General features: G+C 48.2%; 21 protein-coding genes and 1 pseudogene. 4 read left to right on the plus strand and 18 right to left on the minus strand.

From position 1 onward, the window contains the following. Nucleotides 1-156: 156 nt before the first annotated feature. From FBF29_01500 to FBF29_01585, 18 genes and pseudogenes are all read right to left on the minus strand, one after another. Nucleotides 157-234 (minus strand): annotated as a pseudogene (locus FBF29_01500) (ABC transporter ATP-binding protein). Between the two features lie 17 nt (nt 235-251). Further along, nucleotides 252-2,141, minus strand: a complete 1,890-nt coding sequence (locus tag FBF29_01505; GenBank protein QJU07375.1) for a hypothetical protein — start codon at nt 2,139-2,141, stop codon at nt 252-254. 105 nt (nt 2,142-2,246) lie between these two features. After that, nucleotides 2,247-2,876 (minus strand): ABC transporter ATP-binding protein, encoded by a 630-nt coding sequence (locus tag FBF29_01510; protein QJU07376.1) that lies wholly within the window; start codon nt 2,874-2,876, stop codon nt 2,247-2,249. A gap of 8 nt (nt 2,877-2,884) precedes the next feature. Next, the gene (locus FBF29_01515; GenBank protein QJU07377.1) at nt 2,885-4,126 is read right to left on the minus strand and encodes an ABC transporter permease; all 1,242 of its coding nucleotides are present in this window, start codon (nt 4,124-4,126) and stop codon (nt 2,885-2,887) included. Nucleotides 4,127-4,132: 6 nt separating this feature from the next. Further along, complete coding sequence (locus FBF29_01520) at nt 4,133-5,515, minus strand: ABC transporter permease (GenBank protein QJU07378.1); 1,383 nt, start codon at nt 5,513-5,515, stop codon at nt 4,133-4,135. 206 nt (nt 5,516-5,721) lie between these two features. Further along, complete coding sequence (locus FBF29_01525; protein ID QJU07379.1) at nt 5,722-5,955, minus strand: hypothetical protein; 234 nt, start codon at nt 5,953-5,955, stop codon at nt 5,722-5,724. A 123-nt stretch (nt 5,956-6,078) separates the two neighbouring features. Then, nucleotides 6,079-7,131, minus strand: coding sequence for a GNAT family N-acetyltransferase (locus tag FBF29_01530; GenBank protein ID QJU07380.1), 1,053 nt, complete (start codon nt 7,129-7,131; stop codon nt 6,079-6,081). Nucleotides 7,132-7,327: 196 nt separating this feature from the next. Further along, nucleotides 7,328-7,915 carry a hypothetical protein gene (locus FBF29_01535; GenBank protein QJU07381.1) on the minus strand — a complete coding sequence of 196 codons (588 nt, stop codon included), beginning with the start codon at nt 7,913-7,915 and terminating at the stop codon, nt 7,328-7,330. Nucleotides 7,916-8,145: 230 nt separating this feature from the next. Next, nucleotides 8,146-8,835, minus strand: a complete 690-nt coding sequence (locus FBF29_01540) for a hypothetical protein (protein ID QJU07382.1) — start codon at nt 8,833-8,835, stop codon at nt 8,146-8,148. Next, entirely contained in the window at nt 8,832-10,127 is a 1,296-nt protein-coding gene (locus FBF29_01545) for a hypothetical protein (GenBank protein QJU07383.1), read from the minus strand. The genes FBF29_01540 and FBF29_01545 overlap by 4 nt, the downstream gene beginning before the upstream one ends. Nucleotides 10,128-10,215: 88 nt before the next feature. Beyond that, a complete protein-coding gene (locus FBF29_01550; protein ID QJU07384.1) occupies nt 10,216-10,521 on the minus strand; it encodes a hypothetical protein in 306 nt (101 codons plus the stop codon). Further along, complete coding sequence (locus FBF29_01555) at nt 10,514-10,855, minus strand: hypothetical protein (protein ID QJU07385.1); 342 nt, start codon at nt 10,853-10,855, stop codon at nt 10,514-10,516. The genes FBF29_01550 and FBF29_01555 overlap by 8 nt, the downstream gene beginning before the upstream one ends. Nucleotides 10,856-10,964: 109 nt before the next feature. After that, nucleotides 10,965-11,540 (minus strand): GrpB family protein, encoded by a 576-nt coding sequence (locus FBF29_01560; GenBank protein ID QJU07386.1) that lies wholly within the window; start codon nt 11,538-11,540, stop codon nt 10,965-10,967. Between the two features lie 9 nt (nt 11,541-11,549). Then, nucleotides 11,550-12,935 carry a HAMP domain-containing histidine kinase gene (locus tag FBF29_01565; GenBank protein QJU07387.1) on the minus strand — a complete coding sequence of 462 codons (1,386 nt, stop codon included), beginning with the start codon at nt 12,933-12,935 and terminating at the stop codon, nt 11,550-11,552. Continuing rightward, on the minus strand, nt 12,922-13,578 hold the full coding sequence (locus tag FBF29_01570; protein QJU07388.1) for a response regulator transcription factor: 657 nt from the start codon (nt 13,576-13,578) through the stop codon (nt 12,922-12,924). The genes FBF29_01565 and FBF29_01570 overlap by 14 nt, the downstream gene beginning before the upstream one ends. 77 nt (nt 13,579-13,655) lie before the next feature. Then, nucleotides 13,656-14,117: a hypothetical protein gene (locus tag FBF29_01575; protein QJU07389.1), complete on the minus strand. Its 462-nt coding sequence runs from the start codon at nt 14,115-14,117 to the stop codon at nt 13,656-13,658. Nucleotides 14,118-14,230: 113 nt separating this feature from the next. Further along, a complete protein-coding gene (locus FBF29_01580) occupies nt 14,231-15,214 on the minus strand; it encodes a HAMP domain-containing histidine kinase (GenBank protein ID QJU07390.1) in 984 nt (327 codons plus the stop codon). Then, the gene (locus FBF29_01585) at nt 15,186-15,860 is read right to left on the minus strand and encodes a response regulator transcription factor (GenBank protein ID QJU07391.1); all 675 of its coding nucleotides are present in this window, start codon (nt 15,858-15,860) and stop codon (nt 15,186-15,188) included. Before FBF29_01585 ends, FBF29_01580 begins: the two co-directional genes overlap by 29 nt. Nucleotides 15,861-15,952: 92 nt before the next feature. Here FBF29_01585 and FBF29_01590 point away from each other — a divergent pair, with 92 nt between their 5' ends. The 4 genes from FBF29_01590 to FBF29_01605 all read left to right on the plus strand — a co-directional run bounded on the left by FBF29_01590 (nt 15,953) and on the right by FBF29_01605 (nt 19,475). Continuing rightward, nucleotides 15,953-16,270: a hypothetical protein gene (locus FBF29_01590; GenBank protein ID QJU07392.1), complete on the plus strand. Its 318-nt coding sequence runs from the start codon at nt 15,953-15,955 to the stop codon at nt 16,268-16,270. A gap of 123 nt (nt 16,271-16,393) precedes the next feature. Next, complete coding sequence (locus tag FBF29_01595) at nt 16,394-17,101, plus strand: ATP-binding cassette domain-containing protein (protein QJU07953.1); 708 nt, start codon at nt 16,394-16,396, stop codon at nt 17,099-17,101. Further along, entirely contained in the window at nt 17,046-18,326 is a 1,281-nt protein-coding gene (locus tag FBF29_01600) for an ABC transporter permease (protein ID QJU07393.1), read from the plus strand. Before FBF29_01595 ends, FBF29_01600 begins: the two co-directional genes overlap by 56 nt. A 3-nt stretch (nt 18,327-18,329) precedes the next feature. Beyond that, a complete protein-coding gene (locus tag FBF29_01605; GenBank protein ID QJU07394.1) occupies nt 18,330-19,475 on the plus strand; it encodes an AI-2E family transporter in 1,146 nt (381 codons plus the stop codon).

A 19,475-nucleotide genomic window follows, 5' to 3' on the forward strand; every position in this document is an offset into this window, starting at 1 on the left:
CTATTCTGCGACAGTTAATTACAGGCAAAAAGGTGCGCCTCCGGCTTCTGCCTCGCGCACCTCTTGCTTGAGATGGGGGTTGCATGAGTTGATCATCGTCAGTCGATTCGGTCGCTCCACGTACCGTAAGTGACGTGGGCCGCACCAGGCCTGACGCTATGCCCGTAGCTTCTTATCCTTCAATTTCAGCACCACATCCGCTTCTTTAGCCAGCTGCCTGCTGTGAGTGACGACTCTATTACTTATAATTATCAATGCGTCGAATCGCCATCTTTATCTGCGATTAAATCTATGATTTTACGAATCTCCTTTGCTTTGTCGTCATCGCTGTCTAGAAAATTATCCATATTATTTTCACAAAAATCAATTACATGATCAATTCCTTTTTCCTTTCCAGTATACTGTTCGATGGCTCCTTTCTTCAGATAAAACTCGTCGGATGAATATCTTGACTCTATTTGCTGGTCTAGGTCAGGGTGGTCTCTTCTATATTTGATAATTCTGGCTTCTCCAGTATTTCTGAATGACACGGTGGAATTATAAAAATCTTTTCCTGTAGCATCTAAGTCTTTAATGACATATACCTTTAGCCCGAAAGATTCAAAGAAGGACTTAAATGACGGTATGCTATCTTTGCCGCGTGTTTCGTATATAGAGATGTCTTGGCTAAGCTCTGGCTGCAATCTTTTTACGGCATCTCTAAAGAAATATTCATCATCTTGACCTTCAATCAGAAGTACTTTATCTAAGAATAATACTCGCGCTGCTTGCGTATTATTTAGTATTTTTATAAGGCCCTTCTGATCTTCTGCTATTTCAGGTGTATGTACCACAGAATTACGCTCTTCATTTAGAGAGAACCGTTTTATGTATTTTATCGTGTCGTCACTTATGAAGCCCTCGGAATGTGTTACAAGAATGCACTGAATTTTTTGTTCTTTTGCTAAGTCTTTAAGTATTTTTAGATATTTAGATTGGAACTGATAGTGTAAATGAATCTCTGGCTCATCAATAATAATAAGACCACCATTTACATCATCCCGACCGTACGCCTCAAATATCAAGTGTATAATCGATTTTTGTCCAGCGCTAAGACTGTTTATGTCACCCAGCTCTCGGTCATTTTTTATATCACGGAATCTAAATTCGTACGACCACGTTCGTATATTTGTCGGTTTTATAGAAAGCTTTAGATTTAATAATTTGAGCCTTTCATTTATATTCGTAATCAGCGGCAAGCTGTTTATAGCGACAGTGGCGTCGTCGATATTTTTACCTTCCTGTATTAGTCTAAGGTGTTTTTCACCAAGTTTTAGTTTTATAAAATTAAATATAGCAGGCTCGCCTGATGGTCGCTCGTTAATACTAGAGGGGACTAGGCGATTTTTTGCATTCTTTAGCGTGTTATCTAAAGGATCACTGCCAGTATATAAAGACGTTTGAGAGTCAAAATTACTGTAGTCACGGAAAGCTGATAGCATAGAAAAAGTACTTCCAAGCGGTTCTATTATATCATCTGTATTTTCTTGGTTATGTATATCGATAGCTTCATTAATTGCATGATAATATTCTAGATAAAACTGTACGTGTTCTGGCACTGAATTAGCGTAGATGATCTCATACGTAGCGCCTGCTTCGTATTTAGTGTGCTGAAATATAATATTTATGTCAACATTTACATCTCTGTCTAAGGCGGAAAACTTAGGTATTTTTATAGTTGAGTAACTGTTAAGAATCTTTTCTATACGACTATGGTTGTTTACGATATGGTCGATATTATCTCTGTCAATATCATCAAGTGTGATTGATATTCTTACATTTTGCTGCTCTTTCTCTGAATTCCAATTAGGCTGAAGTCTAAGACCTAATGTTCTATTGGAGTAACTATCATCAACTTCAACTGTAGCTTGTTTGCTATGTGTGACATATGAAGGATTATCATTATATCTGCTAGTTATACGCTTAAATAAAGCTCTCGTAAAGACAAAATTCATAGTCTCTAAAACTGTTGACTTACCAGATCCGTTTTCTCCAATAATAATATTAAGATCTGGATTGAATTCAATCTTAAAAGCATTGTTTATATCCTCCTCATATTTGAAGCTCAGGATATTCGATAATTGTAAATAGTTAACTCTCATGATGTTAATTATTATACACTCACCAACTTTATTTAGGGGTTCGGAACTATAAAAATATAGCTCTTTCGAGCTATATTAAAAACGTGTATTTTTTGGAAGCTATTTTTACGCTTTCAGTTTCTTATCCTTCAATTTCAACACCACATCCGCCTCTTTGGCTAGCTGCTTGCTGTGGGTGACGACGATGACACATTTGTCGTTTTCGTGAGCGGCCCGGCGCAGGATGTCGATGATGTCGGCGGCGGTGGTTTCGTCCAGGTTACCAGTTGGCTCGTCTGCCAAGATAATCGGTGCGGAGGACACCAACGCCCGGCCGATCGCTACGCGCTGCTGCTGTCCGCCAGAAAGTTTCATGACATTACGGTGAATGTGATCGTCATCCAGACCCATGGCATGCAACGTTTCGTTGGTGGCCTTGGAATTAACTAACTTCAAGTTTTCCAGCGGCGTCAGATAATCGATCAGGTTATAATTCTGAAACACCAGCGAGATATTGTGTTTACGATGACGCGAGTAACCTTGCTCAGCGATGTCTTCGTCGTCGAACAAAATCTGCCCGCCAGTCGGTGTGTCTAGCCCCGCTAGCAGTCCCAGCAGTGTCGATTTACCGGCGCCAGAACTACCGACGATGGCGTAGAACTTGCCTTTTTCAAATTGATAATTGATGCCGTTGAGCACATTGCTAGTGCCGTCAGCGTATGAGTAAATGATATCGCGTAAAGTAAGTAATGACATGATAACTCCTAACTTAATTTTGCTAAAATTTGCTTTGGTGATTGGCGCATGATTGGCGCGGTGGCAGCGATGGCTGATAGCAGAACGACTACGTAGCCGAAAGCTAAAGCCTGCAGATAGGTCGCCACTGGCGCAGCTTGCACCACGGTTTTTTCTACGCGCTGGTTTTGGTCGGTTTGCGCCGTGAGAGCGGTAGAAATTTGCGATGAGGCAATCGAGCCGATGGCGAGTGCGAGCACCGAGCTCACGAAAGCGATGATGGCGAGTTCCGCCAAGAGTTGCCCGATAATCTGCCGCTTCGACGTGCCGATGGATAGCAAGATGCCGATTTCATGCAAGCGACCGCGCACCCAGAACACCAGCACCAGTGACAACACCGCCAATCCTGCCGCGGCTGCGCCGATGGTGGCAATCGTCAAGATGTTTTGAATGCCAGCGATGTTTTGGAGAACGCCGGCGAATACCGCCCCGTTGTCAGTCAGGCTAAATTTTTGCCAGTCGATGTTTGGTAAGCTTTTGACGCGGTCCGTTAACGACTTCAGCTGATGTGGATTTTCGGCGAAATATGTCGCCCGCGTCAACTGCTGGCTACCTATCAGCTGCTGCGCCGCAGCCAAGTTGGTGATGAGATGATTCTCCGCCATGTCGGACTGCAAGACCGCTGGCTTTTCGCCTTTGCCGCTGAAGATTCCTGCGACAGTCACCGTTACTCGCCGGCCGTCTTTGGTAATGTCCAGCTTGTCGCCTGGCTTGATGTTATTTTTCTCGGCGAAGGTTTTGTGAATGAGGGCCGCGTTTTGGTCGCGCTCGGTCAAGTGCTTGCCCTGCTCCAGTTGGTAGAACCGACCGGTGAACTCGCCGAGCAGATCGCTCTGTGTCACACCCGTTACTTTAGCCTCGCCAGCGATTCCAGAATCCAGCTGTACACCGCTGCCTGCCGTGTCGATCAATTGTTTGCCTGGCAGTCCCGCGGTAGTTTCTGATTGGAAATTATGTGCTTTGACCTTATCTAGGCGCTGCACCTGTCGTGCCGTCTCCATCGGCACCTCGCCCGAAGGTTGCTTGCTGGCGATGCTAAAGCCGGCACGGATATTACGCTCGACCGATTGCTTCAGCTGTGCCATCGTTTGCTGCACTGTCAGCGTACCGATCAGCAGCGTGAAAATCAGCGTCATGATCAGGGCGATGGTCAGGCTGCGACGCCGTTTGCGCGCCACAGCCGTCCAGGCTCGTTTGATAATCGTCATCATTTGCCCCTAGTCCACTTCGGTTAGTAATTCTTTTGGCGTTGACTGGGTAATCGGTCGAGAGGCCAAGAGCACCGCAACGATAATCACCGCCAGTCCAGCGCCCCACACCGCCAGCAGATCCGTCGGCTGCACACCAACCGTCACCTTGTCCAGCGTCCGCGATGACGTCACCGAGTCAGCGTCAGCACCAAGCGACGCACCGTTCAAGGAACTGCCCGCTTGACGCGTGGCATTCTGCGCTGCCTGCGACACCACGTGATCGCCCATTTGCTGGGCAATTAGCCCGGCGGTAAAGTACGACGCACCGAAGCTCAACACCGCGATCATCACCAGCTCAGCGATATATTGCAACACAATCTTTGACTGCGGCACGCCCGTCGCCAAGAGCACGCCCGCTTCGCGCTTGCGCTCATTCATCCACAAATACAGCACCATGCCAATCACTGCGACACTGACCAGCGCCGTCGCCCACAACATGCCGTCGATCAGACCGTACACGCCGTTTACCGCGCCAGTCACGCCGGCTAGTTCCTGGCTATTCTTATTCAATTGATACTTTTGCCAATTGACCGGCAATTTATTTGCTCGCGCCATCACCTCATCCAGCTGCTTAGTGCCTTTGGTGAAGAACGTGGCATCTTGGTAAATCTCATTTTGCTCGGTATAGGCATTCAGCTGGCGAGTTGTCGTAAGGTCAGTCAGGAACAAATTCTCGAACAACTCCACCTGATAGGTCGCCTGCTTTGGGTTTTTGCCGTTAAATATACCGACGATTTCTACTTCAACCTCGTCCTTGGACGGATGCTCGTTGTCGGTGTCGTATTGATTGGCCTTTAACTTAATTTTACTGCCAAGCTTCAGGTTGTTGGCCTTGGCGAAATCTTCGTGCACCAAAATCTTGTGCGAATCGTTCTCGGTGATGTGCCGGCCAGCGATGAGCTTGAGCGACTCAGCGCGGAACTTTTTCTCGGACTCAGATTTATTAACACCGATGATGGTGGCGGCGTTGCCAAACTGTTTGTCTTTATCGGCATCATAGCCGCTGCCGCCACTCGGTAGTGGCACCAGTTTGGTATTGATAAAATCGACCGTGGCGTTCTGGCGTTTGACATAGTCCGTCACGCCTTCCAGATTCTTCACTGCGTCGATGTCTTTGTTCGACACCGTTCCCGAACCGCGGGCTGTTCCCGGATTGGTGCGCGGATTATTGCCCAGCGTGAAGCCGGCCTTGAGCGTTTTGTCTAGCGACTGCGCCGCCGCGTCGGTCGAATGCTTGATGGCAAATCCACTCAGCATAATCGTCGACATACATAGCAAAATCGCCAGCAAAATCAGCGTTTTGAGTTTTTTCCTGGTGATATACAACCAGGCACGTTGCAAAAATGACATAGATCTCCTTTCTTGGTTCTATGTCAGTGTAGCAAGGGTATGTGAAGGGAATGTGAAATGGGTGATGAAATCGCAACGGATTATTTTTCACTAATCAAGAGATGAGGACAAAAATGTACATTTAACACTTTAGAAATACTTATTCTGTCGTTATACTTTAGGACAAAATGTCTTAATAGATGACGACATTTTTAGGTTGTGATTACCTATTTCTTCTCAAGCACTGCAACCCGTTTTTTCAAATCATCCAGTTCGGCGCGGAGTTCGCTTGTGCTTGCTGCGGGATTGTTTGGTTCTGTCTTTTTAGTTTTAGCGTCTTTCTCTTGCTTAGCTCTCTGTTCCTTGCCAGCTTTTGCGGCAATATGCATAGAGATGGCGCTACTTGATACTACGATAATAATACCTATCATAGATACGATGTCTAGGGGTTTGATTTCCATATATTCCTCTGTTTATGATTTATTGTTAGGTTTATTATACATCCTGCTGTGGTATGCGGCTAGTAGGTTGACGCTAGCTGTGCACTTTAGTTATAATTGGACTATCACCATAGTCAGACAAGCCTAAGGTTTCGACCGAACGCTGTTTCTGGCCTTTTTAATATCTCTTTTTTTGATGCGCAATCCCCACTGCTGAACAGTGACGTCTAGTGCATAGCCTTCGGGAAATAAGCCTTCAATCGTCCAGCCGTGTCGCTGCAAACAAGCTATCTGCCACGGCTCAGGAATGAGATGGACATATAGCTTACGACTATAACCAGCTAATAATTGTGGCAAGTTAGCTACCAGTACTTCGAAAACAGTCTCTGATTTCGCTACCAATGGCATGATTTTAATCGGCTGGCCTTTCTTTGGAGTTGCGCCGACAACGCCAACGACCTTTCTATCCTGCTCAGCGATAAAAATAAGCTTATATTTCGTATCGACATTTCGACCCTCACGCCGTCGATAACCAGCAAACAGTGTATCAATCCATGCATTATTAACGCCGTAAAAACTACTGCCCACCTGCGACAAAATCAGCCGTCTCGTCGCAGCGGTATGCTTTTTCTCGTCAAACGGGACGATTGAAATATCTGACAAGCCAGGAGTTGTGCTCTGACTCAGCGGCTTGTATAGCATACACTCGTCGATACCAGGTTTATAATGATCTTGCGCCTTACCAGCCAGATGAAAGCCTTTGCGCAATAGAAACTTGAACGTGGCTTGGTTTTGGGCAGCCACTGTACAGTAGAGTTGCCGAGCGTAGTGTTTGCGAGCAAAATCCTCAGCATGGCGAAGTAACTTACTGCCAATGCCAAATTTACCGCGATATTCTGGCGCAACGATGAGCGGACTAATTTTAACTGTCCCCTGCTTCTTGACAACTAGATGAATCATTCCAGCAGGATGATAATTAACTTCTGCAATAAACATGTATTGCCCGAGTGAAAACTGCCCGACAGAATCGATGTTATTATTGATATGCGTAGTAAAAATCCGCTGTGCATGAGCTTGATGATCGCCATCGTAAAATGGTTCAAGCGCTTCTGTCATCAGGCGAAAAACGAAATCAAAATCGCCTGTTTTAGCCTTACGGATAGCCACAGCGGCTAACGATTTCTTACATCGGTGCATGAGCTTATTGTCTTATACCCTATACAATAATACAAGTTATCTATCGCTATACATGCGTAATTTATGGCTATAGCTGTCAAATTGGTACAAGTACAGACCGTAACCACTACTAAGGCGCGAGACATTCCGCCTTGCGCCGTAAAAGCCGCCCATTGCTTTTGGGTGGTTTATGCTTCTGTTTTGGTGTTGGGGTGTCTTATGTTTTTGCTAGATAATCTCTCAGCATTACAAATCCATCAACCGCCTCAATCGCCGCCAAATATTCTTGCCACTCCTCATCATTCAGCTCTGCCAAGCTGCGGCCAGGAAAGCTCGAGTGTCCATAAATATATAGCAATTCCGTCCAGCCATGTAATTTATCGCCACGTGGCTCGTCAATGATAAATCCCTCTTCATCGGCTACGAAAATGTGGTCTTTCTCACCGTCAAAATAGCCAACCGCAAAAGAAAATATAGCCCTACAATCAGTTTCACCTTGCATTAATTTGATGATGCCGGGATAGCTAAAACTATCCAGTAGCAATTTAACAAACGGCCCCGGAAAACCTTTCAAAGCCGGGATGAAAAAACCGCGATCATCAACGATCAGGCGCTTGTTTGGAAAAGCTTTTTTAGCTTGCGCCAGTTTATCCTTGGCAATTGTTTGAATATCCAGCCCCCGCCCTTCGTCAAAATCGTAATCAAGTTGCTGCAGGTCAATGCCAAGCGGCTGGAGCAATTCCTGAAGGCTAGTGAACTTGCGCTGATTAGAGGTGATGAAGTAAATCGTTTTACTTTTTGTCATGAATAATCCTTTCTATATCATAACATCAAGAGCGACCAGATGTATTGATCTGGTCGTATAAAATGATGGAGTTAATACAAGCAACTTCTCTCAGATCACGAACATCTCCTTGTTGTGAAACAGCGCGCGGATGTTGGTTGCGGTTTTATTTTAGCATCTACAATAAGATGCGGGTCTAGATGTGTGATATGCTGATAGATAACACTAGGACGATTGTGTTATTTGATTTATTACGCGATATCCTGTGTATTATTCTCAACAATATCAACCCAAACTCGACTGATTTCTTCAAATAATTCATCTTTAGTGTTTTCATTAAAGACAGTATAGTCTGCTGACCATTCTGATAATTGATATTCTGTATCAAGCTGTACCTTTCCCGAAAGATTTCTGACCATTCTGACCATCGCTCCAGAGAGTTCACGTATTAAAGCCCTATCTGCCATTGTCCGTACACCGCCAATCGTGATAAGTCTGTTGCCTGCTTGTAGGGAGGTATCTACATTGTATCTTAAAATATCTCCCCAAACCGTTGGAGAAACCATAACGATGGCGCTTCTGCCGAGCCACTCCAGCAATGGACGGTGTTGATTCTTTGTCTCATGCGTTAGCTCAGCTAATTCACCAGAGCGTAGAGATTTTATATAAGCATCTGATAATTGTGGAATATTTTGGTCGGACGATACGCTCATCCCGTATTCACTTAGTTTATCTGATAATATATCCTTGTAGTCTTCTGTCCGAGAGTTCTGATCATTTGATATATCAGCAAGTAGTGATCTCCCGATTTGCATAATAGAGTCTGAAAACTCAAAGTGCTCCGATTGCATTGGCCGAGCAATTTCTGACAACATATTAGCAGCTGTTGTTTTGCCGCTACCAGCAGCACCGCCAAATCCTACAACGTATGCCTCTCTCATAAACCAAATTCAGCGGGCAGGGTTTGCAACATGAACTCTTCTGGCTTTTCGGTAAATATAATCCTTTTTCCTATTGCCTGTGCATAGCCGATTTCAATCAGTGCTGACGCACCGACATAGCCGCCAACAGAACAAACAATCAGTGCATCACAATTGTCTATCATGTCTAGATGATATCGCTCTAGCTCAAGTGGAGACATTCCTTCCTCGCCAGAGAATACAACAAATTCTTCGCCTGGGTTTTTTGGTTCTTCAAACCTTGGACTGAGAATTTCAACTCCACGTTTCGATAACGTCTTCTTAATTTCCAGAATGTGCGGCAGATGCTTGCGGAAACTGCCAGATAGAACAACTGAACGATACTCTTGCTTAGCGGTACCGTGAATCATATTAGAGTCTGAAGGCACTAGTTTTTCAACGCCAAACTGCTCAATGACCGCTTGTGCGATTGCCGAGCAGGCTCGTGCGCCATGCATCCACAACGGATCGTCTGACATCAAAGACTCAAGCTCGTTGATAGATATCTTTGCATACACCTCCTCATTTTTTGCTGCAAAATCGGTTGGAGTAATCATGTTTGGGTGATCTGCATCATCAAATACATCATTAGGCTTTAAATTATATCCGACCAGCTTCATGTAAGTTAATTCACCACCATTATAGATTGCCACTGGAGTAGTGCTTTCGATGATTGGTAACTTGTTTTTTATACTATCAACAACGTCACGCAAACTATGCTGCGAGTGCTTTTCGTTCAAAAATGGAAAATCTTGCAATACAGTGCCAACGCCAATATCTAAGTTATATCGTTCAACGATATTTCCGCTTTCTTTGATAACTAGTTCCGTCGATCCGCCTCCAATGTTGATTAGCAGCAGTGGCGTGTTCGATATATACTCAGAAGACAAAGCCTGCTCTAAATAAAACCCCTCAAGTTCATGCTGAACGACGGTAAAGCATAAACCAGTTTGCTCAAAGAAGTCGTCCGCTAGACGTCGATAGGCTGGCATACTTAGTTTGCGAAAGACAGCGGTTGCAAAAACCTTGATTCTATCAGCTTCATATTTATCTTTAACTGAGTTGACATAGTCAATTAATTCTTTCTTGAGATTCTCTGATAGGCCGGCGTCGGGAGAAATTTCTTTTTTAAACGGTAGACTTTTCGTTTCTTGGAGCTTTACGGCTTTCTCTTCGACAGCGTACACTTTGATAGTTGACGATCCGATATCAATGTAGATAGTTTTCACTTCCCCTCCTGGTATTAATTTTACTACGCGGTCGGCTATCAAAATAGAAGTCTAGTGTCGTTATTGTAACAGATGAGATACAGGGGTGTAAATATACGCTTGCCTTTGCTCGATAGAAAACCTATCGTTACATCTACCTATATTTCCGCGCCGCTATAGCAAACCACATAAAGTAATCCTCCAACGATTCGTCCTCCATGCCGGCGAATAGTTCGCGGGCGCGCAGGACTTCGCGGAGTTTTGGCGATTTTTGGCGGGCGAGTTGCTCGGCGGTGGCGTCCAATAAGTCCAAGCCGCGCTGCCAGGCGCCAGTCATTGCAGCCGTATCGCCGCGGCGCCGGGCGGCAAACGCTCGCCCGACCTCCGAGCCGATGTTGCCCATTTGCTCAAATATCGTTAGGCTCTGCCACTTTTGCCGATCAAAGACGTGTTCACTCATGAACGACTCCGGCGATGATATCGATAATTTGCTGCCGCACCGCTGGGTCGAGCACATCGCGCGACGGATTATTTTGCCGCGGACGGATGTTTATCATGCTATCAAACTCGATAAATTCATCAGTACCAAACTTGTCCGGATGTAGGTTGATTCCCCATAGATCTGCTTGTTGCGATCCGCGTTCTAGCAAATACGCCTCGCCATCAGCATGCATGTCCATATCAATCAACACAATTTTCTTAGCAATATCGACATCCGCTTTGACCATCGTGCCGTACATTCTCTCGGCCATCGGGCGAAGCTCGGCGAGGGTTATTGAATCAACAATCTTCATGATTTAATTGTAGCACAGACGGCTGGTGCTTTAGCGAGATATGCTGACGGCGGAATCTTTATGTAAAGCAGGAGTTGAGAGTCTGTTTGACGACTTTAATATGCACAATTTAGGAAGACCTATTCTTGGACCCGTATTTTTCTCTAGCTATTTTAGTATACTTTCTGATAAAATCGCTTTTTGCATCAGTATATCCATCTCTGTCATGCTCAAATTCCTTCCAAAGTTTTAGTTTCAATTTCTCGTACTGTTTGGCAATGTCGCCATTCTCAATTAAATAATCCCTAAAGTAGATCTCATCATTATCCCCCGCAACCCTAATGTGGAGATGAAATACCTTATCCGCGAAGCCCTGTTTGGTATATCCCTTATTCAATGAGATTCGTTTTGCTTTCTCACTCATGCACAACCAATTATTTTCAACAAGGATATTTTTTACAGGCTCTAATTCTTTTTCCGACGGGACTTCAAGCAATATATCTACTATATTCTTTGCCTGTATATTTGGGATGGCCGTGCTACCAATGTGAGATATTTGTGTTATGTATTTTTCTGGCACCAATGAGGAGATGGCTTTCACTTCCTCATCATACCAGCGTGCCCATTCTCTATTGTGTTCTACAAGAAATATGGGGAATAATTGCCACAATTCTTCCAAACTCATTTTCTCTAGCTCTCTGTCCATTACATCCTCCTACTCAAACCTCACCACAAACCGCATACCCCGCCCATGCGGCGTGAAGTCATAGTCCAGGCCCTTGGTATCGAGTAGCATTTTCACGGTGTAGAGGCCAATGCCGCTGCTGTCAGCGTGCTGCTTCGCGCCGTCAGAGCTGCGATAAAACGGATCGAAGACGCGCTGGAGTTGCTGTTTGGTGAGTGGTTTGCAAGCATTTTCGATAGCCAGCTCATTCTGGTTGCAAGTAATTTTTATCACGCTCCTGGCATCGCCGTGGCGCACTGCATTTGATACCAAATTCGAGATGACGTGGCGCATCATGTCGCGGTTAGCACGCACGGTCGTTGGGTGTGCGTCAACCGCGAAAGTCATGCCGCGCGTTTTTGCCAGCAACACATAATCTTCAACCACTTCAGCGACTAGCTTATCAATCCTCAATCGTTTCTCCTGACGCAAAGCTTGCTCGGCAACACTGCCAGAGCGCAAGACATCATTCACCATTGCCGCCAAGCGGTCAACCTGTGCCACCGATTCCGCCAGGTACTGATCGCGATTTTTATACTCGCCAATGTTCAGCTGCATATTTTCAAGCATGATCCGGAGGGCCGCCAACGGCGTTTTCAGCTCATGCGAAGCCGCACGGAGGAAGGCAATCTTCTCTTTCTCGAGCTGCGTGATCCGCTTATTTTCATGCTCCAGCGAGCGAATCGTTTGCCATAGATTTTGATAGAGTTCATTAATATTTCGCCCCAGCACGCCGATTTCATCACGGCTATTCACTGGGTATCGCGCACCCTTTTCCAGCTGCTGCATCGTCGTCGTCACCGCCGCCATCTGGCGAATCGGCCGCGTCACAAAACGGCTATAGATGTACGAAAACACCAGCGCTACCAGCAACGAGCCGAGCATGGTATATGGCAATACCTGCAAGGTAGCGAGCTTGGCCTGAGTAACAGGCGCCACGTCGGCCAACAGCTTGACCGCAATCGTTTGGCCTTGGCTATTCGTCACACTCCCCTGCCGCAAAATCACCGAGCGCGGATCGACCGTTTGGCCATCAGCGATTTTCACCACGCTGGTATCGACCGATTTACCGCTGTCCGTCACGATGTTGATCGATTGAAAACCTTGAAAATACTGATCACGCCCGTCAATTGTCAGCGTGATATTAACATTTTTCACCTGAGCAAATTCCTGGCTGATCCGGCGCATTTCCTCGGTGGATTTGCCCCGCAGCTTGGTCGTCAGCGCCGTGAGATTATTCGCCGCCTCTCGCTCTTTTTGCTGCAAATAAAATTGCGGCATCAAGGTGTAGACCAGCACATGCACCAGGATAATTAACGCCGCGAATAGGCCGATTGACACCAAAAAGGTTTTGGGGAATAATTTAAGATTCTTCATAGCGGTAGCCCACCCCCTTCACCGTGATAATGCAATCCAGGTGCAATTTCTTACGCAGATTTTTGATGTAAACGTCGATCACTCGATCAAACGGCACCTCGTCATCACGCCACAACTTGTCGATGATAGCTTGCCGGCTCCAGACCATGTTTGGATTATCGACGAGCAGCTTGAGCAGTTGCACTTCCTTGGGTTTGAGATGCGCGTCACTACCATCATAAAATCCCTGATAGGCCATAAAATCAACCGAGGCCAGGCCGCGCTGCCACAAGGCTTTTTTGACAGACTGCTGTCGGCGAAGTAGCGCCTTGATCCGCTTTTCTAAAATCACCAGCGAGAACGGCTTGCTCATATAGTCATCCGCCAGCTCGTCAAAACTAGCAACTTGCGTCGGCTCGTCGTGCAGCGCCGTCAGCATCAGCACCGGCACGTCGCTGGTCTGGCGAATTTGGTGCAGCGTCTCGATACCGCTCATCCCTGGCAGCATAATGTCGAGGATAATCACATCTGCCCCAGCAAATCTCTGCAGCGCTTCCTCACCGCTGGTCGCCGTCAGTACCGTAAAGCCGCGCTGGCGGAGAAACTGCTCAGTGCCAGTGCGTAAGGTGGGCTCGTCTTCAACAATAAGAATCGTTGATGTCATATAAGTAGTATACCGAAAATGCCGCCCGTGGTAAACGAGCGGCATGGGGCGCGTGGTCAGCGTCAAATTGGGGCGCGTTAGTGGACGCCGACCACTTGCAGGCGCCGGGTGGTGCGACCGAGACCGAGAGAGATGGTTTCGGTGGCGTGGCGGTTGAGGAGGCTTTGTCCGAGGGGGCTATCGACCGAGATGCGGCCGTCAGACGGATCAGCCTCGAGGCTGTCAACGAGGGTGTAGCGAAAGAGCTGGCCCTGCTGATCGATGAGATCAACCACCGAGCCAATGGCGATGCGTAGCCGATCGCGCTTACGCGGCAGCGGCTTGGCGGTCTTGAGCGCAGTGCGTTTCTCGGTGAGCTTACCATGGACGTTTTCGAGATTCATGATAATGTCGCTGCGGCGGAGTTTGTCGTCGCGAGATTTGGCGCGGCCGATGTCGCGTAGTTCAGCCGAGAGTGCTTTTTCGCGGATTTCGAGTTCGTTGATTTGCTTGTGTAATTCTTTGAAGCCTTTTTTACTGAGATATGTTGTCGTATTCATCCTTACCCTTTCTGGTGAGGCTCACCTCACCGTAACTTATTACACCATGGCATTCTGAAAATTAGCTGAAAAATTGTAAAAATGTCAAAAAAAGTCACGCCACCAGAGGTAAATTACAGGGTTTTTGGCAGCGAAATCGTGAACGTTGTCGTGCCTTTGCGGCTGGCGGCGGTGAGTTGGCCGCCGAGGGCGCCGGCTAGTTGCTTGGCGAGACTGAGACCGAGGCCGTAGCCGCCAGTTCGCTGATCGCTAGAGAAAAATCGCTCAAAAATATGCGGCAAGTCGCGCGCCGCGATTTGGCCATCGTTCGTCAGGCAGACGGTGATGCGGTGATGGGCAGCCTTGATGTCAACCTGGACACGGGACTTACGCGGGCTGTGGCGCAGAGCGTTGTCGAGGATGATAGCGATCAGTTCGCGGACGATGAGGCGATGGCTGGTCAGGGTGATGGCCTCGTCGGTGATTAGCGTGGTGCGCGCATCGGCCTTGCGTTCAGTGATCAGCTTTTTGGTGAGGTCGGTGATGTCGAATGTCTCAGTCGTGGTTTCTAATTGTCGATTGGCAGACGATAGTTTGAGCAGCGTCTCGGTCAGCTGCGTCAGGCGGTCGGTCTCTTCGAGCGTACTCTGGAGTGTCTGGCGAAGCGATGCCTTGCTGGCGCGCTGGTCGGACAATGCCAGCTCGGCCTCAGCTTTGATGACGGCCAGTGGCGTGCGCAGCTGATGACTGGCGTTGGCGGTAAAGCGCGACTGAGCGTCATGTGCTGCCTCAATCGGCTCAAGCGTCCGCCGGGCCAATATATAGGCACAGACGCCGCCGCCGATGAGCACGATGAGGTTGAGATAGCCGAGGCTGATCAGCAAATTGGTGGTCGAGATTGACGGGTGGTCGCGGATGATGGTGGTTTCGGTGTTGTTATCAGTTTTATGATGCTTACTCCAGTTATTCAGCTGGACGTCGAGCTCGGAGCTGGCAACTTGAAAGATGATGCCGCTAAATAGCAAGCTGACGGTCATCAGAATGAGCAAGTACCAGCCGGCGAGCTTGAGCGTTGCTGAAAAAATAATTTCACTCGCCAGCCTCCAACTTATACCCAAAGCCGCGCACGGTGTGAATCAGTGGCCGGCGAAATGGCTTGTCGATTTTCTTGCGTAGCTGCTTGATATAGGCCTCGACGTTGTTGGGTAAAATATCGGCATCAAAATCCCACACATGGGCGATCAATTTGTCTTTGCTAAGCGTCTGGCCGGGGTGGCGCGCCAGGTATTCGAGGAGCGCGTACTCCTTGCTGGTCAGGTCGATCGAGGTGCCGGCGCGAGTGACGGATTGCGTTGTCTGGTCAATTACGAGATCGGCGATCTGGAGCGTGTCCGGTTGCTGAATTGGCGGGCGGCGAAGGAGCGCTCGCACGCGGGCGGTGAGCTCGGCGATGGCGAAGGGCTTGACGAGATAATCATCAGCACCGCTGTCCAGGCCGAACGTCTTATCTTCAGTTGTCCCCAGTGCTGTCAACAGCAGAATCGGCATATCCTTGCCCTGTCCGCGTACTGTCCGCACGATGTCTGTGCCACTCAGCCCCGGCAACATCCGATCAACGACCAATAGATCGTACGGCTCGCTCATCGCCATATTCAGCCCCTCGTCTCCGTCATGCGTCACGTCCACGGCGTGATGCTCACGCCGTAAGGCCTCGGCGATAATCCGGGCGATCTTTGGTTCGTCTTCAATGATGAGGAGGCGCATGAGTATATTATATAATGTTTTGCTAGTGTGTATAGTGAGTATCTCATACCTGGAGTTGCTCAACACAGTATATAGGCTTATAATTATAATCAATGCATCTGGACGATAAAACATTTACCAATCTACTAATCATTTGTCAGGCTCTTGATGCGAAGTTCCCTCATGGTGCTGACATATTCCAGCGCGTATCGCGGTTGTGCGAGGAGAGTGGCGAGCTCGCTAGCGCCGTTAACCACCTTGAAGGTATGGGCGTCAAGCGCCGCAAACACGGCCAGCCGCAGTATGATAATCTCATCAAAGAGATTCAGGACGTCATGCGCTGCGCGGTTGGTATAGCTATGCATTACGGAGTAGAGCGTGAAGTTGTAGCGGCGATAAGTCGGAGCGCCGAGGGAGTAGAGCGAAAATAAGATATAGTGCCTTATGCCCCTGCTCCACCCACATAGTGTATAATAAGCAGAAAGAAAGGGAGATATATGGGACGAGACACAGCAAAACAGCAGCGACCGATTGTCGAGATTCGTCATTTTCAGATGGCGTTTGGTGACAAGGTGGTCATCCAAGACCTTAGTTTTGAGGTGCAGCGCGGCGAGGTGTTTGGATTCTTAGGTAGCAACGGCTCGGGAAAGACGACGACACTCAGGGCGCTACTGGGGCTATACGAGCCGACGGCCGGCGAGCTACTGGTTGATGGCAAGCCGTACACGGTCGAAGATAGCGTCAAGCTAGGCTATCTTCCGGAGGAGCGCGGCTTGTACAAAAAAGAAAAAGTCATCGACACCATGATTTATTTTGGTCGATTGAAGGGACTCGGCAAAGAAGAAGCGCGCACGTTCTCCATGAATTATTTGGAGCGAGTTGGTTTGAGCGACAAGGCAAAAACTCGGCTGGATAAATTATCAGGCGGCCAGCAGCAAAAAATTCAGCTGGGCGTGACCATCATGGGTGACCCAGAACTGCTTATTTTGGATGAGCCGACTAAGGGTTTTGACCCAGTCAATCGCCGACTATTAATGAACATCATCGAAGAGCGACGCAAGGCTGGCGCGACGGTGATATTTGTCACCCACCAGATGGAAGAGGTCGAACGGCTATGTGATCGGCTGATTCTATTAAAAGACGGTCGAGCGGCGGCATACGGTACACTAGCAGAAGTGAAAAAGCAGTTCGGCGGTGCGTCAATGGATGATATTTTCGTCAAGGTTTATGGCGGCGAGAAACAGGAGGTACGTCATGAGTAAGATGCATAATTTCGGGATGGTATTCAAATTTGAGGTGCTGCGTACCTTGAAGAAGCCAACCTTTTGGCTGATAGCGCTGGGTTTTCCGGTCATGATTGGGCTGGTTTTCGGTATTGTTATTTGGTCAAATCAGGCGACCAAAGAGGCGGCCGATAAGCTTCAAGAACAAAAATTTAGCATTACTATGACAGATCATTCAAAGCTAATCAAGCCGGAAGTCGCGGCGGTGATGAAAGTCCAATCAGTCGACTCCGAAGCTGAAGGTATCGAAAAAGTCAAACGCCGTCAGACGGATGCTTATTTCTATATACCGAAGAATCTTGAGAAGGACACGATCAGGATATACGGCCAAGATACGGGGGTTTTTGAGAACAATAAGTACGAGGCGGTTGTCCGCACACTACTGAATCAGTCGGTTGATAGCAAGGTCACCGGATCGGAAGCGGCAGTGATCAAGCAGAAAGTTAATTCATCGCTCAAGACTTATAAAGACGGTAAAGAAAGCGGCGGTGTGAACGAGATGATCGTGCCAGGGTTCTTCCTGGTGCTGTTTTATATGCTCGTTGCCTTCTTTAGTAATCAGATGCTGACGAGTACTGTCGAGGAGAAAGAAAACCGCACTGTGGAGATGTTGCTGACAACGGTGCAGGCCAGGACGTTGATTATCGGCAAGATTTGGGCGTTGATCGCTCTATCGCTAATTCAGGGGATGGTTATCGTTGTGCCGGTGTTGATTGGCTATTTTGGATTTGGTTCGCAGCTGCACTTGTCTAACTTTGATCTATCGCAAATTGTGTTTGATCCGACGAGAATCGCTGTTGCTGTTGCGCTGTTTGGTGCGAGCTTTACCATGCTGACTGGTCTGTTGGTAGCTATGGGGGCAATGATGCCGACCGCCAAGGAGGCGAGTTCGTGGGTTGGCCTGGTGATGATACTGCTGTTTGGGCCGCTGTATGCCGCGTCAGTATTTGTCTCGTACCCAGAGTCAACGTTCTCGATGGTTATGTCGTACTTTCCGCTTACGGCACCAATTCCGTTGATGATTAGGAATACGGTCGGCAATTTGTCGCTCGTTGAGGCCTTGATCGGCGTGGCGGTCTTGGTGGTGTCTGCGGTACTGATCATGATGCTGGCGGTGCGGATTTTCCGCTACGGCGCGATGTCATATGACAGCAAGTTATCTCTGTCGGCGTTGCGGATGAAGCGAAAAGCTGATAAAGTTTAGATTATGAAAGTACGCATTGAAATAGACACTAAAACATTTGTGCGGTTTTGGCTGGTGGTTATCGGATTCGGGCTGGCGGGGTTGATGATTTATTCGGCGCGGGATGCGCTGATGGTACTTGGGACGGCGTTGTTTCTGGCACTGGCACTGAACGCGCCGGTGCGTAAGTTGGCGTCGTGGCTGCCCGGCAAGAGTCGGCTGGGCGGGACGGCGTTGGCTTTTATGCTGCTGATCATCATCTTGACTAGTGTGATTTGGTTCGTGGTGCCACCGCTGGTGCAGCAATCGGCCAAGTTTGCCGAGACGCTGCCGGGGCTGGTTAACGGCGTTAACGAGCAGTGGCACGGGCTGAAGGGTTTCGTTGAGCAGAATGGCTTGCAGCCGCAGATTGATTCGCTGATGAATAATATCCGCGGTCAGGCATCCAGTTGGGCGGCGAGTTTCGGCGCGAATATTCTCGGTAGTATTGGCTCGCTGGCATCATTTTTGGCATCGGCCTTTCTGGTGCTGGTGCTGACGTTCTTGATGCTGCTGGAGGGTCAGGAATGGATGGAGCGGCTGTGGCGGCTGTATCGGGATGAGCAGCGGCGTGATCATCACAAGATGCTAGTCGGCAAGATTTATAATGTGGTGACTGGCTACATCGTCGGGCAGCTGACGGTGTCGGGGATCGGCTCGCTGTGTGCCGGGGCGTTCGTGTTTGGCATGAGCTGGTTTATTCCGGAGATCGCAGCCAACTTGGCGATGCCGACGATTCTGCTGGTGTTCCTACTCAGCCTGATCCCGATGTTTGGGGCAACGATCGCTGGTGTGGTGGTGGGCCTGATGCTGATGCTCAATAGCGTGTCGGCGGGCGTTATTTATCTCATCTATTTTGTGATCTACCAGCAGATTGAGAATAATTTTATCGCGCCAGTCATTCAGGGCAAGAAAGTCGAGCTGTCGGCGCTGGCGATCTTGGTGGCGGTGACGGTGGGGCTGTATGTTGGCGGCTTGGTCGGTGGTGTGGTGGCCATTCCGATCGCTGGATCGCTCAAGGTGCTGATGGATGATTATCTGGCGCATAATCGCGAGCCGCAGGCGCCGCCTCGCCGCTCGCCGCTAAAAAAGGCGCTCAAAAAAGTTGCTGAGACGAAGCCAGCTGAGTAA

Source organism: Candidatus Saccharibacteria bacterium oral taxon 488, from assembly GCA_013099015.1.
Classification (GTDB): Bacteria; Patescibacteriota; Saccharimonadia; order Saccharimonadales; family Saccharimonadaceae; genus Nanosynbacter.